This window comes from Azospirillum sp. TSH100 (assembly GCF_004923295.1).
Classification (GTDB): domain Bacteria; phylum Pseudomonadota; class Alphaproteobacteria; order Azospirillales; family Azospirillaceae; genus Azospirillum.
In genome coordinates this window covers 426546-441572 of sequence record NZ_CP039635.1, presented here as the reverse complement: position 1 = coordinate 441572, position 15027 = coordinate 426546, and the positions used below count along the sequence as shown (strand labels likewise).

Genomic DNA, 15027 nt, shown 5'->3' with positions numbered 1-15027 from the left:
ACGCTTGACTCCCTAATTGTTCAAGCCATACCGTGGGAACGTTCCCGGTAACGATCCAAGAGCCTTCAAACCGGCGTCGTTACCGGGAGTCCCCACACAGACAACGATCCTCTAGGGAAAGCATTGCAATCATGGCTATTGATTGGAAGGGGCTGAACCCCGCGCCCGTCACGCTGTTCAAGGACAACGGCGACGTCGACTTCGATGGAAACGCACGTTTGGCCAAGTGGCTGGCCTCGATTCCCGGCGTGAAGAGCCTGGTCATTCTTGGCCATGCCGGTGAAGGCACCTTCCTCACCCACGACGAGCAGTTGGAGCTTATCCGCGTTTACAAGGATGCGACCCCGCTGCCGGTCGTCGCCGGCATCACCGGCGAGGGCACCAAGGTCGCCGAACTGGAGGCCAAGGAGAAGTTCGAGGCCGGCGCCACCGGCGCCCTGGTCTACCCGAACCACGGCTGGTTGCGCTTCGGCTATCAGAAGGGCGCCCCGGTGGACCGTTACAAGGCGGTCGCCCAGTCCGGCCTGGAGTGCATCCTGTTCCAGTATCCGGCCGTGACCAAGGCCAACTATGATCTGGATACCCAGCTGCAGATCGCCGCCGTGCCGGGCGTCACCGCCACCAAGAACGGCGTCCGCGACATGAAGCGCTGGTACAACGAAATCCCGGCGCTGAAGAACGCCTTCCCGGATCTCGCCATTATGTCGTGCCATGACGAATGGCTGCTGCCGACGATGTTCGACGTCGACGGCCTGCTGGTTGGCTACGGCAACATGGCGCCGGAACTGCTGATCGAGTATCTCGCCGCCGGCAAGGCGCAGGACTATCCGCTCGCCCGCAAGTATCACGAGCAGCTGCTGCCGATCACCCGGGCGGTCTATCATCGCGGTTCGCACATGGAAGGGTCGGTCGCGCTGAAGCATGCCCTGCGTGCCCGCGGCCTCATCGACAACGTCAATGTCCGCGAGCCGCTGAAGCCGCTGGGGGATGGCGCCGATGAGGAAATCCGCGCCGCGGTGAAGGCGTCGGGCCTGACCGTGATCCAGAACGCTCTCGCCGCTTGAAGGCCGGGGCCACCATGACGGTGGCCTCTTCTTCGTCCTGTTCCGCCATGGGCGGCGATCCGGGATCGTCGGGATCGCCGCCGCGGACCCAACTTCGGGGGGCCTCCGGCAGCCAAGGGCTTCCGGCAATTAAAAAAAAATAGAAAAACCAGGCTTGAGAGGAAACGCCATGCTCATGCAGACATCCGAGGATGTCGCCACCCATCCCCGCGACAGCGCGCCCGGCACGTTCGATGGACAGGCCGACATCAGTGCCCGGCTTGAACGGCTTCCGATCACCCGGCGGGTGTTCTGGACCCGCAACATCATCGGCGCCGCCACCTTCTTCGACGGCTACACCGTCATCGCCATTGCCTATGCCATGCCGGTGCTGGTTCGCGAATGGGGCCTGGGGCCCGAACAGACCGGCCTGATCCTGTCGATGGGCTATCTGGGCCAGCTCATCGGCGCGGTCTTCTTCGGCTGGCTCGCCGAGCGGATCGGCCGGCTGAGCGTCCTCCTCTTCACCATCCTGCTGTTTGTCAGCATGGATGTCGCCTGTCTGTTCGCCTGGGGCGCGGCATCGATGATGGCGTTCCGTTTCATCCAGGGCATCGGAACGGGCGGCGAGGTGCCGGTCGCCAGCGCCTACATCAACGAATATATCGGATCGAAGGGGCGCGGCCGCTTCTTTCTGCTCTACGAGGTGATGTTCCTGCTTGGCCTCGTCGGCGCGGGCCTCATCGCGCGGGCGCTGGTTCCGGTCTATGGCTGGCAGGCGATGTTCCTCGTCGGGATCATTCCCGGCATCATCCTGATCCCCTTCCGCTTCTTCATGAGGGAGTCGCCGCGCTGGCTTGCCTCCAAGGGCCGTTACGAGGAGGCCGACCGGATCGTCGGCCAGCTGGAAGCGAGCGCCGTCGCCTCGGGCCACAGCCTGGAGCCGCCGAAGCCCGTCGCCACCCGTGCGAAGGCCGGCTCCAACTGGCGCGAGCTGTTCTCCAGCTTCTACCGGCGCCGCACCTTCACCATCTGGGCGATGTGGTTCTGTTCCTATCTCGTCGCCAACGGCATGATCACCTGGCTGCCGACGCTGTATCGCCAGACCTTCAACCTGCCGCTCGAAACCAGCCTGCTGTACGGGCTGCTGACGTCGATCGCCGGCGTCGTCGCATCGGTCGCCTGCGCCCTGCTGATCGACAGGGTCGGGCGCAAGCGCTGGTACATGATCGCCTTCTTTGCCGCCCCGCTGCCGCTTCTGGCGCTCGCCTTCCTCGGTGCAACGTCGCCGCTCGAAGTGCTGATCCTCGCGGGACTGGCCTACGCGATTCTGCAAACCATCACCTTCTCGCTCTACCTTTACTCTGCGGAGCTTTATCCCACCCGCATGAGGGCGCTCGGTACCGGGCTGGGAAGCGCATGGCTGCGGCTCGGCTCCTCCACGGGCCCCATTCTGGTCGGTGTGCTGATGGGGTCGGCCGGCGTTCAATATGTCTTCGCGACCTTCGCCGCCGTGTCGCTGGTCGGCGCCATCGTCACCGCTCTTTTCGCGATCGAGACCAAGGGCCGGGTTCTGGAAGAACTGTCTCCCTGAACGGAGCCCGCTGAACTGGCAAGTCACGGGGTGGCAAGCGGATGCACGCCGATGCGGATCAGGCATCGGACGGGTTCCGGTTGCCACCGATGGGCCCCAGGCCTCGCCATCGATCACATCCGGAAATCCGTCACGGTCGTCGGCGCAGTTCTCCGATCCGATTTGAATCCCGACTCCGATTGCCGGATTTGAAGACCAGGGCTTTGCGCGGTTCAAACCGGATGCACGACCTTCCGGAACGGAGACTTGCGCTCGCAAGGCAGGATCGCCGCAGCGGTTCTTCCGTCGGCGCGCCGTGGGATTTCCCTCCACCTCTTTCTCATCGGCGGAATACTTCCATGAATCAGACGCAGACGATTGCTCTGTGCGGACTCCTGGCTGCGTGCATCGCCGGACCGGCCGATGCGCAAAGCCGGTTCGACATCCAGCTGAGCGGTGACGCCTATTTTGAAATTGGCCTCGTTTCGCAGACCAACGACCGCAACCTGCGATCCACCGAAGCCCGCAACCGCTTCCGCCTGACCGTCGTTCCGCTGGCAAAGGCCGACAACGGCCTGGAGTACGGCGCGAACCTGCGCCTGCGCAGCGCGCTCGGCAGCCGGGCGGTCGACATCGATCGCGGCTACCTGTTCTCGTCAGGGTCCTTCGGCACGGTTCGGCTGGGCGTCACGCCGGGCTTCGACGGCGAGATTTCCCATCTGACCAACGGCACCGGCCGGCCCATCGCCTATCTTCCCTTCGGTCTGTACGATCATGCGGCGGCCTGGGTCGGACCGGCCGGCGGCGCCCAGGGAACGGACCCGGCGACCGGGCGCTACACCGGTGGCGATTTCCGCGGCGGTGTCGGCGATGCGCTCCAGCCCCCCGCCACCCTGATGTGGCCGTGGCTCAATGCGGATGCCGGCGCCACGAAAATCCTCTACGCCTCGCCACGGTTCGCCGGGCTGCAAGTCGGCGGCAGCTACACGCCGCGCAACGACAGCTCGAACACCGATATCAACCGCAGCAAGACCGGATCGGTCCCGGCGGCGCAATTCACCGGGAACTTCCAGGACATCGTCGAGGTCGGTGCCAACTACAAGACGACACTCGGTCCGATCAAGGCAACGCTGTCGGCGGCCTACATGGGGGGCAAGGCGACCGGCAGCGGTGCCGCCGCGGATTCCTTCAGGGACCTCCGGGGCTATATCGGCGGCTTCCGCGTAGAGTATGAGGGTTTTTCACTTGGCGGCGACTATCTGAATTATGGCAAGAGCGGGCAGAATGCGCGCTATGCCTACACAGACGACACCTGGACCTGGCAGATCGGCGCGCAGTATGTCAGCGGACCCTATGTGCTTGGCGCCGCCTATATCCGAACCGAAGACCCCGGGCAAGTGAACCGGCCCGGCAAGCGGACCGCCAACATCTACGAGGTGGGTGCCGGCTACACCGTGGCACCGGGCCTGAGGCTCCAACTCCAATACGATCGGTTCGACACCAGGAGCGACAAGGCCGTGACGGTCGCATCGGGGTCTCCCGACGATCGGACGCATGTGGTGCTGGCCAGGACACTTCTGGCCTTCTGACATCGTCGCAGGGCCCGGTCTGTCCCCATCGTGGCCGCATTGCTGGCCGGAGTCCATCGGATGCATCCTGAAGCATCCTGATGGACTCCGGCCTTTTGCTTTTCGGCGCGATTTTGGAGCACGCGAGCCGCGCAGGACACGCTGGTACCTTGCGGTGGAGGGATGGTCCATCGTTTGTCGGGATCGTGCAGAGACGAGGGAAGGCCGGGGCGAAATTCGCGGACCGACCCGGCCTCAATGGAAGCTCCACGAAATCTGCACACAGGGATGGAAGCTTCATGGCCAGCAGAGGTCGCCACTGCGCGACGCAGCTCCTATCCCACAGGCAATCCCCCAAGGACCCATTGAAAATGACAACCGTTCTTCTGACCGGCGCGACCGGCTTCATCGGTGGCGCCGCTTTGGCCTACGGCCTGTCCCGTGACCCGGACATCCGCTGGATCTGCCTTGTCCGTGGCAACGGGATGGCGCAGGCCCGCACCCGGCTGCTGGAAAATCTGGTCCGGTTCCTGGGTGCCGAAGCCGCCCGCGAGGCCATTCTGCGGGTCGAGATCGTCGTCGGCGACATCACCGTTCCGGCGAGCCTGGAGGACCGGCGCCTGGACGCCGTGACCCACATCCTGCACCTCGCCGCCGACACCTCCTTCCGCGCGCAGGAGCATTGCCATCTCGTCAATGTCGAGGGCACCAGGGCGCTGGCCGCAAGGGCGGGGCGCATGCCGCACCTGCAGCGCTTCCTCTATGGTGGAACCGCGATGATCTGCGGCGGCAACCCTCCGCCCCTGGTCAGGGAATCCGACGCACCGGCCGAAGCGGCGCAGCATCTCGTTCCGTATACCCGCACCAAGGTCGCCGCCGAGACGATGCTCCGGCACGAGTTCGCCGACCTGCCCGTCGTCATGGTACGGCCGTCGATCGTCACCGGGCACCGGACGCTCGGCTGCATCCCCAGCAGCAGCATCTTCTGGATGTTCCGTGCCGGCGACCGGCTGCGTCTGGTGGCGGGCGAACTGGCGGGGGGCATCGATGTCGTGCCGGTCGACTGGACCGCCGAGGTTCTCGTCGGGCTGCTGACCAAGCCGGCGCTGGCCTATGACGTCTATCATCTCTCGGCCGGCGAGGCGAAGCGCACGACCTGGGACAGTCTGGCCGCCGCGTTCGAGCGCTGCGACCCGCAGGGTAGCCCCCGCCGCTACGGCCGGTTCGACGATGGCGACTGGAAGACGCTGCGGTCACGGTTCCAGGCTGTCTTCGGTCTCGACCAGCCGATCAAGGTCGCCATGCTGCGGGCGATGCGCGCCTATTACCAGTTCAGCACGCTCGGCGTCGCCTTCGACAACCGGCGGCTGACCGACGAGGGCTTCGCCCTGCCGCCGACGCTGTCGGACTATCTGCCCGTCTGCCTGTCGGCCCCCGCCAACCTCTCCATCCTCGACCAGTTCGCCGACGATCTCGGCATGTTCGACGGAGCCCCCATGGTACAGGAGAATTTGGTTCAGGCGAAGCCGGTGGCGGCATGACCGCGGCCGGCGCCTATGGGCTTCTCGCCATCGCGATCCTGGCGGAGATCGCCGCCACGATCGCGCTGAAGGCGGCGGACGGCATGACCCGGATCGGCCCGATGATGGTCGTCGCCATCGGTTACGCTCTGTCCTTCTGGCTGCTGTCGGTGTCTCTCCAACGCTTTCCCATCTCGCTCGTCTATTCGGTCTGGGCCGGGTTCGGCATGGCCGGCGCCGCCATCGGCGGCTGGTGGCTGTTCGGCGAAGCCCTGGCGCCATCGGCGCTGATCGGCATCGCTGTCATCGCCCTGGGTGTCTTCATCCTGGCGGGCGCCATGGGACCGTCCGCGGCCTGAGGCCCGCGGCGTGACCGCTCAAGACCACGCTTCACCGATCGGCCATCATGCTGAAACTGTTTGCCGCGCCCCAGCCTCTCCGGCTGCCCTTGTGCTTGCCCGATACCCTGAGCCAGCCCGTCACGGCCGGTCGCACCACGCCTCACCCCGGGCTCTGGCTTTGGGCGATGATGACCGCGGTGATCTCGATCATCGCCGTGATCCAGCCGCACCGCTGCATTTCCTGGATCTACCGGCAGGCGGCCGAAGCCTGGGCGACCGCCTCCCCGCTCTACGCGCCCGGACTGCACGGGTTCCTGTATTTCCCGACCGGCACCCTGGTGTATGGGCCTTTCGCCCTGCTTCCCCAACCGTTTGACAGCCATGCATGGCGCCTCTTCCTCTCGGCCGCACTGGTTCTCGCGGTGCGGCGCTACGCCCGTACGCTGGCTCCGGCGGCCGGTGTCGCAGCCGCCGGGATGGTCCTGGCACTCGCCGTTCCGGCGGCGGTGATCGACCTGCTGCGCGGACAGATGACCTTGCTGATGGCCGCGATCCTGTTGGTTGCCGCTGCGGATGCGGCGGACGGCCACCATCGGCGTGCCGGCTTCTGGCTGGCCTTGGCGGTCTTCGTGAAGCCCCTGGCACTCGTGCCGGCCGTGCTGATCATCGTGGCGCTTCCCGGAGCCGGCTTGAGTTTTGCCGCCGGTCTGCTGATCGGGGTGACGGTTGGCATGCTCCATCCTCATCCCGATTACGCGATGGCGCAATGGGTGGCGATGATCGACAAGCTGCGCGTCGCCGCATCGCCGGACAGTGGCACATGGTTCGACATCGGCGCGCTGCTCAAGCGGTTGAGGCTGATCGAACCGACGGAGTCTCTCTTCGGGCTGCGCCTTGCCGCCGCCCTGTCCACCCTGTTCCTGGCGCTGCTGGCGGCGCGCAAATTCCCGACCCGGATCGCCGCGGTCTGCTGTCTGCATCTCGGCTGTTGTTACCTGCTGCTGTGGAACCCCCGCGTCGAGGAGGGGTCGTACGTCATGCTCGCCCTGCTTCTCGGCGGTCAGGCCGCCATCGCCGCCAGAACCCCCGGCCACGGAAGGCAGGCGCTGATTGCCATATGCCTGTGCCTTGCGTTGGGAACGCACATGTATGGCGACTGGCTTTACCGGCCGACCGCGGCGTGGATCAAACAGGTGGTGGCGCTCATCCATATGGCGACGCTGGCGTGGAACATCCTCGCCTCAAAAAATTATCGCCGGTCTCCACAAAACATCCATGCTCTCTCCATGGGAAATTGACAGAGTTGATGAACTATATGCCTCATCGCAATTGATTGATAACGGGAGGTGTCTGGAGGTTGCTGTCAGGATATTATGGAAAAATCCGACAAATATTGTAAACATATTGGAATAACTAGGAAGGCAGGCAAGGGGCTGCGGATTTTTCATCTTCGCCCATTCCGGATTTCCTCTGCCCACTTCACCGACGCAACAAATATAAAATGTATTTAGCGTAAATTTTATTTATATCGCGGGTGAGTTCTGACGGTGCATCGCATCGAACAAGAGCACGGCTCTTTCGCAGCAGGAGGTGTCGTGTTCTTAAAAAATTGAGATGAGTGATAATGATAAAAATATCGCTAGGTTGAATCCCGCACTATTTGCGCGAAAAATTGGGAATTTTCAGTAAATTTCCAAGAAATACCACGCGGTCAACTCCTGAATCATCTTCGATGAAACTTGCCATCACCGACAACGGGTGGCCGTTGTTGAATTGCTGCGCCTTAAATGAGGTGAAGTCATGTCAAACGAAGTCTCTCTCAGCGCGTCCATGCGGACAAATCTGCTTCAGCTGCAGAACGTTCAAAAGACGATCGCCCAGAAGCAGAACATCCTGGCGACCGGCAACAAGATCAACAGCGCCCTCGACGGACCGACGGAGTTCTTCGCGGCCAAGGGCCTGTCGCAACGGGCCGGCGACCTCTCCTCGCTGAAGGACGCCATGGGACAGTCGATCAGCACGATCAAGAGCGCCGACAAGGGCCTGACCAAGATCTCCGACTATGTCGACCAGGCCAAGGGGTTGGCCACCGCCGCCTATGCCGCGCTCGGCACCGATGCGGCATCGGTCGCCACCCGCAAGGCGCTGGCCGCCCAGTTCAACACGCTGCGCGACCAGATCGATAAGATGGCCGCCGACAGCAGCTATGGCGGCAAGAACCTGATCGCCGGCAACGGCATGAGCATGGACAGCACCAGCGCGTCCCGCGCCGCCGTCAACACCATCGCCGGCATCGACAACGCTCGCGTCACCAACGTCATCTCCGCCGACACCTACTCGATCCGCATCAAAGGCAACGGTTCGATCGAGGGCAAGACTGCTGATATCTCGAAGGCGGAAAACAGCCATGGTTTCACGGGCCTGAAGCTGTCGGGCACCCTGTCGACCTCGCTGGGCAACTTCTCCGACGTTCAGATCGAGGTGCGCGGTGCCAATGGCCGCAGCCGCGACTTCATCGTCTCTGACGGCAAGGAAAGCCGCACCGTCTCCTATTTCGACAACACCCAGACCATCAAGTCGAACCTGTCGTCCGCCGCCACGTCGGGCAAGGCCCAGGTTTCGACGATCAATGTCGGCGGCACGATCGAAGAGGGCGACATCTTCACCGTCACGGTGGGAGGCCAGACCTTCAACTACACCGCGAGCGCCGCCGACGTCGCCGTCGGGCAGAACGCCGCGAAGAACGTTGCGACCAAGCTGCAATCGTCGATCAGCACCGCCATCGCCGGCGGCCGCCTTCAGGGCAAGGACGTGGCGAGCGCAACTGTCGGCACCAGCGGTACGATCACTCTGACCGGCGCCACCACTGCCGGCGTGGTGCGCGACTTCACGCTGACCTCCGGCACCACCAATGCGCTGACCAAGAGGATCTCGGAAAGCTTCGCCTCGGGCACGGTGGTGTCCTTCACGGTCGACCGCAAGCTGCTGGAAGCGGCCAACAACCAGGGCAACGGTGTCTCGGTCATCCAGAAGAAGATCGACCTGCAAGTCCAGGTCAGCAATTCCAACGGTGCCCAGGTCACCCGCAACGCAATGTCCGATCGCGGCGACGGCAAGCTGGCCGGCGGCGAACAGGCCTTCACTTTCGACAGCGGGACGGTGCGTCTCAACATCGACGAGAAAACCATCAAGCAGGCGGCCTCGGCCAACTGCTCGGCCAACATCGTCACCAAGCAGATCTCCGACGCCAACACGGCGAACGACCTGACCGTTCAGTTGAACGAGCGCAACACCAACTCGATCACCGTGACCGCGGTCAACCTGACCACCGGTGGCCAGGGCCTGAAGCTGGACGCCGCCCAGAACGACTGGATGGACCGCGCCGACATCGACAAGGCGGTATCTGGTCTCAACAACGCCAAGGCGACGATCCGCTCCGCATCTCAGCAGCTGTCGACCAACCTGAACATCATCACGACCCGCGAAAGCTTCACCAAGGAGTTCAGCGACGTGCTGACGGAAGGCGCCAGCAAGCTGACGCTGGCCGACCAAAACGAGGAAGGCGCCAGCCTGCTGATGCTGCAGACCCGCCAGCAGCTCGGCACCATCGCCCTCTCGCTGGCCAACCAGTCGCAGCAATCGATCCTGCGCCTGTTCTGATCCCATCCGATGAAAGGGCAGCACCATGAGCATCTTCGGAGCGAGATCGAGCGCCCTCCTGGGACTCAACGCTCAGTCGAAGGCACTTGGCAACATTTCGGACAACATCGCCAACGCCTCGACCCTCGGTTACAAGCGGGTGGACACGACGTTCCGATCTCTGGTGCTGCAATCGGGGCAACGGCATCATGCACCGGGCGGCGTCGTCGCCCAGCCCGCCTTCATGAACGACGTGCAAGGCAACCTGACGCAGGTGGCGAACAACACCAGCGCCGCCATCCAGGGGCAGGGCTTCTTCAGCGTTTCCAGGCTGGCCGTACCGCCATCGTCAAGCGGCCCGCAGCCCGGCGCTTCACGGACCGGCGCTCCACGGTCGGGCGCCGCGACCGACAATGCCCCCCTCTACACCCGGCTCGGCGACTTCCAGCTCAACCGAACCCGGCATCTGGTCAACAGCTCCGGCTATGCCCTGAACGGCTGGCTGGTTGATCCGGTGACCGGCGTCCTGCAAAAGGACCAGGTCGCGCCGATCCAGGTCAACTCGCTGATCGACAAGCCGGTGGCGACCAACACGATCGACCTGTCCGCCAACCTGCCGGCGACGCCGAAGGCGGGTGAGAAGATCCCCGACAGCAGCATCCAGATCTTCGACAGCCAGGGCAACCCGCGCACCGTCAATTTCAAGTGGCGGCAGCAGGCGGACAGCAGCTGGCGCATGGTCCTGGACGCGCCGGGATCGAACACAAAGCCGGTTGACGGCACCTTCTCCGGCAATCCCGCCACCGTGACCTTCGGCCAGAACATTCCGGGCCAGACGGCGGTGGCACAGGTCAACGTCATCACCATTGCCGGCAACAACACCAACGGCCAGGACAACCTGCGCATCGGCGACACTTACTCGGTGAAGGTCGACGGCACCACCTACAGCCTGAAGGTCACCTCCGACAACATCGGCTCGATCCGCACATATTCCGGCCTGGCCGGCGCGCTGGCCAACCAGATCAACTCCGCCTCGCCGGCGGCGTCGGTGCTCGCCACCTCGTCGGGCCAGACCATCCGCGTCACCGCCCGCAACCCCGGCACGCCGTTCAAGCTGAACACCGACGTGGTGTCCGGCACCAACACCACCAACACCATCGTCACCCAGACCTCGACGGCGGCGACCGCGAGCGCCGGCGAGATCGACAAGTTCCAGTTTCCGCAGACCCAGGTCGAAGTCGGTGACTCCTTCACCATCAACGTGAACGGCACGCCGATCAGCTACACGGTGACCGCCGCCACCTACCAGAGCTATTCGACGGTGAGCGACGTCGTCTCGCAGCTGGCCGGCAAGATCAATCAGGCGCTTGGCACGACCGTCACCGCGTCGTCGGCAGGCAACATCCTGTCGATCCAGGCCAACGCGGTGAACACCAACGTCACCTCCAGCGCGACGGTGACCAATTCCAGCGCTTCCGTGAATACGATGAGTTCGCTGCCGTCGGTGTCGAGCGTGGCCGGCGTGCGCCAGAGCCGTACGGTGACATTGACCGGCACGCCGGGCGACATCGGCACGCAATACACCCTCAGCATCAACGGCACGGCGGTGACCTACAGCACCACCGGCGAAGAGATGACGATGGAGGACATCACCGCGGCGCTGGCCAACAAGATCAACTCCAACACTTCGCTGCCGGTGACCGCCACCGCCCAGGGCGGCGTCATCACCGTCACCGCAAAGACCGCTGCCAGCCCGACCGGCGCGATGGCCGGCACCGGCGTTCCCGTCGGCCAGTTCACTCTGGTGCAGAGTGCGGTCGCCGGCCAGACGCCGGCCCATATCGGCCTGACCTTCGGCAAGACCCCGGAGACGATCGGCACGCTGACCGACATCTCCACAGCCCTGGTGGGCACCGGCACTGCGGTCAGCGCCGCCGCCCACTCGGCAGGGTCGCCGGCGGCCATCAGCTTCACCGTGGACTATGGCTTCGGCCCGCAGCAGATCACGCTGAATCTCGGCAGGTACCGGAAGCCGGGCGGTCTGACGCAGTATGCCGGGAAGGAGATCAACGTCACGCAGCTGGTCCAGAACGGGGCACCGCGCGGACAGTTCAAGGATGTGGTGTTCGGCGACCACGGCACCGTCATGGTCAACTACGACAACGGCCGGTCGAAGATGATCGCGAAGGTTCCGATCATCACCTTCAACAACCCCAATGCCCTGCATCGTGAAACCGGCGGCGTCTTCCAGGAAGGCGAGGGGGCCGGCAAGCCGAACGTCAACGATCCGGAGACGAATGGCGCCGGGGCGATCGTGGCGAGCAGCGTGGAAGCCTCCAACGTCGATATCGCCAGCGAGTTCACCAAGATGATCGTCACCCAGCGCGGCTACTCCGCCAACGCCAAAGTCCTGACGGCGTCGGACGAGATGCTCCAGGAGGTGCTTGGGCTCAAGCGTTAAGGCTTCGGTTCGCGCGCAGTCGGTTATCCCCACCGTCCCGGCCGAGAGGTCTTGCAGCATGTCCTCACTCCTGTCGGCTCTGAACAGCGCAACGGCGAGTCTGCGCACCGTCCAGACCAATCTGAACCTCGTCACCAACAACATCGCCAAAGCGAACGATCCGACCCGGACCCGTCACACCGCCCAGCAGCAGATCGACGGCAGCGGCCAAACGACGGCGACCTATCGGCGAGAGATCGACGATGCCCTGCGGGACCAGCTTGAAACGCTGACCGCCCGCGAGGGGGGAACCGCGGTCCAGACCGACTATATGCGGGATTTGGGCAGCCTGCTGCGCACCACCGGCGGCAAACCGCTGTTGAACGAGTATGCCAGCAGCTTTCAGGCCGCCTGGAAGACGCTGGAGACGTCGCCTGAAAGCCGGGTCGCCCGGCTCCAGCTGGTCCAGTCCGCCGATCGCTTCGCCGGCGAGATCCGCCGGGTGTCGGACGGTGTCGAGGTGCTCGGCCGCTCCATGCAGTCGGACCTCCGGCGCAGCGTCACGACGGTCAACGGGCTTCTGAAGGAGATCGGTGCGCTCAACGACACCGTCGGCGCCCTGAAGCAGGGAGAGGCCGCCCTGTCGGCTGCGGATCGCCGCGATCAACTGATCAAGGAACTGAACGGCTACATCGGTGTGCGGAGTCTCGCCCGCGCCGACGGTCGCGTCGTCCTGTTTACCAAGTCCGGCATGGCGCTGCTCGACGCGACGCCGGCCTCGCTGTCGGTGGAGGGCAACGGCGTGACGTTGGCCGGTGCGGGACATTCCACCCCGGCCAACGGTCATCTGCTCGATGGCAGGATCGGCGCCCTGGTGTCGATGCTGCGGGATGGTTCGGCAACCACGCCGCCGATCCCGGCAGACGGTGCACCGACGGCGGAAATCATCCGCAAGCTGCGATCCCAACTCGATGCGCTGGCGAAGGAATTCACCGGCGGAACGAGGCCCGGGCAGCCGCCGAGTTTCCGCGACGCCTACGACAACGCCAAGCCCGCGAAGGTCGGGGAAACATCGTCCGGCTTCTTCGAGGGCAATGACCGCTTCACGCTGTCGGTCAACCGAAGGCTGCTGGAGGATAAGGAAACCATCAAGCAATCCGCCTTGGCCCCGACGGTGCGGGCGCTGAACGCGGTCGGCCGCCGGCTGGACGCCGACGGGCTGACGCTGACCGACGCCTCCTATGGCGGGATGGCCAGCGCCATCACCGGAACGTGGATGAGCGCGGCAAAGATCGTCAACGACCAGCACAGCCAGGAAAAGGCCGCCCGCCAACTGGTCGATGAGCGTTACCATGCGAAGACCGGCGTCAACCTGGATGAGGAGATCGCCGATCTGCAACGGCTCCAGACCGCCTATGCCGCTTCGGCGCGCGTCATGCAGGTGGTGAAATCGATGCATGAAGCGCTGGAAGCATTGATCAAATGACCTTGTCCAACGCCGCCGCCCTGGCCGGCGAGCCCCGGGTACGCCAGCATCTCTCTGTGATGAAACGACAATCTGTAATATAAGGCTCTCGAGATGTGCAGAAGGACCAATCATGTCGTCTTGCCCCTGCGGCTCCGGTCGCCCCTTTGAAGAGTGCTGTGGCCCCATCCTGGCCGGAGGACCGGCACCGACCGCCGAAGCGATGATGCGGTCGCGCTACACCGCCTTCGTCCGGCAGGATCTCGACCATGTCGAGCGCTCGCATGCCCCGGAGATCCGGGACGACTTCAATCGCGGCGAGGCGGAGCGGGTGGCGGAGGAGTCGGAGTGGCAGCGGCTGGACATCCTGCGTGCCAGCGAGGAGGGGGATGCCGGAACGGTCGAGTTCCTGATCCATTTCCGCCGGGACGGCAACGACATGCGCCACCACGAGCGCGCCAGATTCCGCCGGGAGGACGGGCAGTGGCTCTATGTCAGCGGCGAGGTGAACCCGAAGGGGGAGCCGCGCCGTGTGGTCAAGGTCGGACGAAACGAGCCCTGCCCCTGCGGATCGGGCAGGAAATACAAAGCCTGCTGCGGCAAGTGAGCGAAGGAAGGCCGTCATGGAACCGCGTTTCTCCTGCACCGCCTGCGGCAAATGCTGTCATGGCTGGCTGCCGCTGACGCTGAAGGACGCGGTGACCCATGCCGGCCGTTTTCCGCTGGCGATGGTGTGGACGCCGGTGCGGTCGAACGCCCGGTCCTATGAACTGGCGACCCGGCTGGGCGCGACGGTGCGCTTGCCGAACCGCAAGACGGTCGCGGTTCTGATCGTGCCGACCGCCTATCTGCCAACCTCCCATCCCTGTCCGGAACTGCGCGATGATGGGCTGTGCGGCATCCATGAGGACAAGCCGTCGCGCTGCCGGACCATGCCCTTCTATCCCTATCGCGAGGAGAAGGACCAGGCCGACCTGCTGGTGCCGCGCAAGGGCTGGCAGTGCGATACGTCTTCGGCGGCACCGGTCGTCTACAGCGGTCACGCCATCCTCGACCGCACCGATTTCGACCGCGAGCGCGCCGACCTGCTCGAACAGGCCCCGGTGATCCAGCGCTATGCCGAGTATATGCTGAAATACATGCCATGGATCGCTGGTGAGTTGGCGAAGCTGGCCGCCAAGCCGACCGGCGGCAATCTTGCAACCAGCCTCTCCTCCTTCCTCACCGCCACCCGCCGGCCGGACGCCGCGGAGATCGCTGCTGCCCAGGCGCCGCTGTTCCGGGTGATGGCCGAGCGGACGAAGGACGACCCGGCATTGCGGGAGTACCACCGCAACTACAGCGGATGGGCCAAGGAGATGGAAGGGCTCGCGCGGCGTGACAGTCGGCAATCAAGCCCACCGTCACCTTGACCCCGGTCGCAGCCCCGGCAGGGCGG

General features: G+C 64.4%; 11 protein-coding genes. All 11 read left to right on the top strand.

Annotated elements, in window-relative coordinates:
• Positions 1-131: 131 nt before the first annotated feature.
• The 11 genes from E6C72_RS14620 (at position 132) to E6C72_RS14570 (ending at position 15001) form a co-directional block, all read left to right on the top strand.
• Positions 132-1064, top strand: a complete 933-nt coding sequence (locus tag E6C72_RS14620; protein ID WP_109083981.1) for a dihydrodipicolinate synthase family protein — start codon at positions 132-134, stop codon at positions 1062-1064.
• 175 nt (positions 1065-1239) lie between these two features.
• Complete coding sequence (locus tag E6C72_RS14615) at positions 1240-2637, top strand: MFS transporter (protein WP_247882143.1); 1398 nt, start codon at positions 1240-1242, stop codon at positions 2635-2637.
• A 338-nt stretch (positions 2638-2975) separates the two neighbouring features.
• Complete coding sequence (locus E6C72_RS14610) at positions 2976-4205, top strand: porin (protein WP_109083982.1); 1230 nt, start codon at positions 2976-2978, stop codon at positions 4203-4205.
• Between the two features lie 350 nt (positions 4206-4555).
• Positions 4556-5725, top strand: coding sequence for an SDR family oxidoreductase (locus E6C72_RS14605; protein WP_109083983.1), 1170 nt, complete (start codon positions 4556-4558; stop codon positions 5723-5725).
• Positions 5722-6063 carry a multidrug efflux SMR transporter gene (locus E6C72_RS14600; protein WP_109083984.1) on the top strand — a complete coding sequence of 114 codons (342 nt, stop codon included), beginning with the start codon at positions 5722-5724 and terminating at the stop codon, positions 6061-6063. Before E6C72_RS14605 ends, E6C72_RS14600 begins: the two co-directional genes overlap by 4 nt.
• A 47-nt stretch (positions 6064-6110) precedes the next feature.
• Entirely contained in the window at positions 6111-7343 is a 1233-nt protein-coding gene (locus E6C72_RS14595; RefSeq protein WP_109083985.1) for a glycosyltransferase family 87 protein, read from the top strand.
• A 502-nt stretch (positions 7344-7845) separates the two neighbouring features.
• The gene (locus tag E6C72_RS14590; RefSeq protein WP_136700768.1) at positions 7846-9705 is read left to right on the top strand and encodes a flagellin; all 1860 of its coding nucleotides are present in this window, start codon (positions 7846-7848) and stop codon (positions 9703-9705) included.
• A 25-nt stretch (positions 9706-9730) separates the two neighbouring features.
• The gene (locus tag E6C72_RS14585) at positions 9731-12145 is read left to right on the top strand and encodes a flagellar hook-basal body complex protein (RefSeq protein ID WP_136700767.1); all 2415 of its coding nucleotides are present in this window, start codon (positions 9731-9733) and stop codon (positions 12143-12145) included.
• Between the two features lie 58 nt (positions 12146-12203).
• Positions 12204-13610, top strand: a complete 1407-nt coding sequence (gene flgK / locus E6C72_RS14580; protein WP_109443384.1) for a flagellar hook-associated protein FlgK — start codon at positions 12204-12206, stop codon at positions 13608-13610.
• Between the two features lie 112 nt (positions 13611-13722).
• A complete protein-coding gene (locus tag E6C72_RS14575) occupies positions 13723-14196 on the top strand; it encodes a YchJ family protein (RefSeq protein ID WP_109443383.1) in 474 nt (157 codons plus the stop codon).
• Between the two features lie 16 nt (positions 14197-14212).
• The gene (locus tag E6C72_RS14570; RefSeq protein ID WP_109443382.1) at positions 14213-15001 is read left to right on the top strand and encodes a YkgJ family cysteine cluster protein; all 789 of its coding nucleotides are present in this window, start codon (positions 14213-14215) and stop codon (positions 14999-15001) included.
• The last annotated feature ends 26 nt before the right edge of the window (positions 15002-15027 follow it).

Excerpts from the sequence above, each read along its gene's own strand:
- E6C72_RS14620 (WP_109083981.1), top strand. The coding sequence starts at position 132 with ATGGCTATTGATTGGAAGGGGCTGAACCCCGCGCCCGTCACGCTGTTC.
- E6C72_RS14615 (WP_247882143.1), top strand. The coding sequence starts at position 1,240 with ATGCAGACATCCGAGGATGTCGCCACCCATCCCCGCGACAGCGCGCCC.
- E6C72_RS14610 (WP_109083982.1), top strand. The coding sequence starts at position 2,976 with ATGAATCAGACGCAGACGATTGCTCTGTGCGGACTCCTGGCTGCGTGC.
- E6C72_RS14605 (WP_109083983.1), top strand. The coding sequence starts at position 4,556 with ATGACAACCGTTCTTCTGACCGGCGCGACCGGCTTCATCGGTGGCGCC.
- E6C72_RS14600 (WP_109083984.1), top strand. The coding sequence starts at position 5,722 with ATGACCGCGGCCGGCGCCTATGGGCTTCTCGCCATCGCGATCCTGGCG.
- E6C72_RS14595 (WP_109083985.1), top strand. The coding sequence starts at position 6,111 with ATGCTGAAACTGTTTGCCGCGCCCCAGCCTCTCCGGCTGCCCTTGTGC.
- E6C72_RS14590 (WP_136700768.1), top strand. The coding sequence starts at position 7,846 with ATGTCAAACGAAGTCTCTCTCAGCGCGTCCATGCGGACAAATCTGCTT.
- E6C72_RS14585 (WP_136700767.1), top strand. The coding sequence starts at position 9,731 with ATGAGCATCTTCGGAGCGAGATCGAGCGCCCTCCTGGGACTCAACGCT.
- flgK (WP_109443384.1), top strand. The coding sequence starts at position 12,204 with ATGTCCTCACTCCTGTCGGCTCTGAACAGCGCAACGGCGAGTCTGCGC.
- E6C72_RS14575 (WP_109443383.1), top strand. The coding sequence starts at position 13,723 with ATGTCGTCTTGCCCCTGCGGCTCCGGTCGCCCCTTTGAAGAGTGCTGT.
- E6C72_RS14570 (WP_109443382.1), top strand. The coding sequence starts at position 14,213 with ATGGAACCGCGTTTCTCCTGCACCGCCTGCGGCAAATGCTGTCATGGC.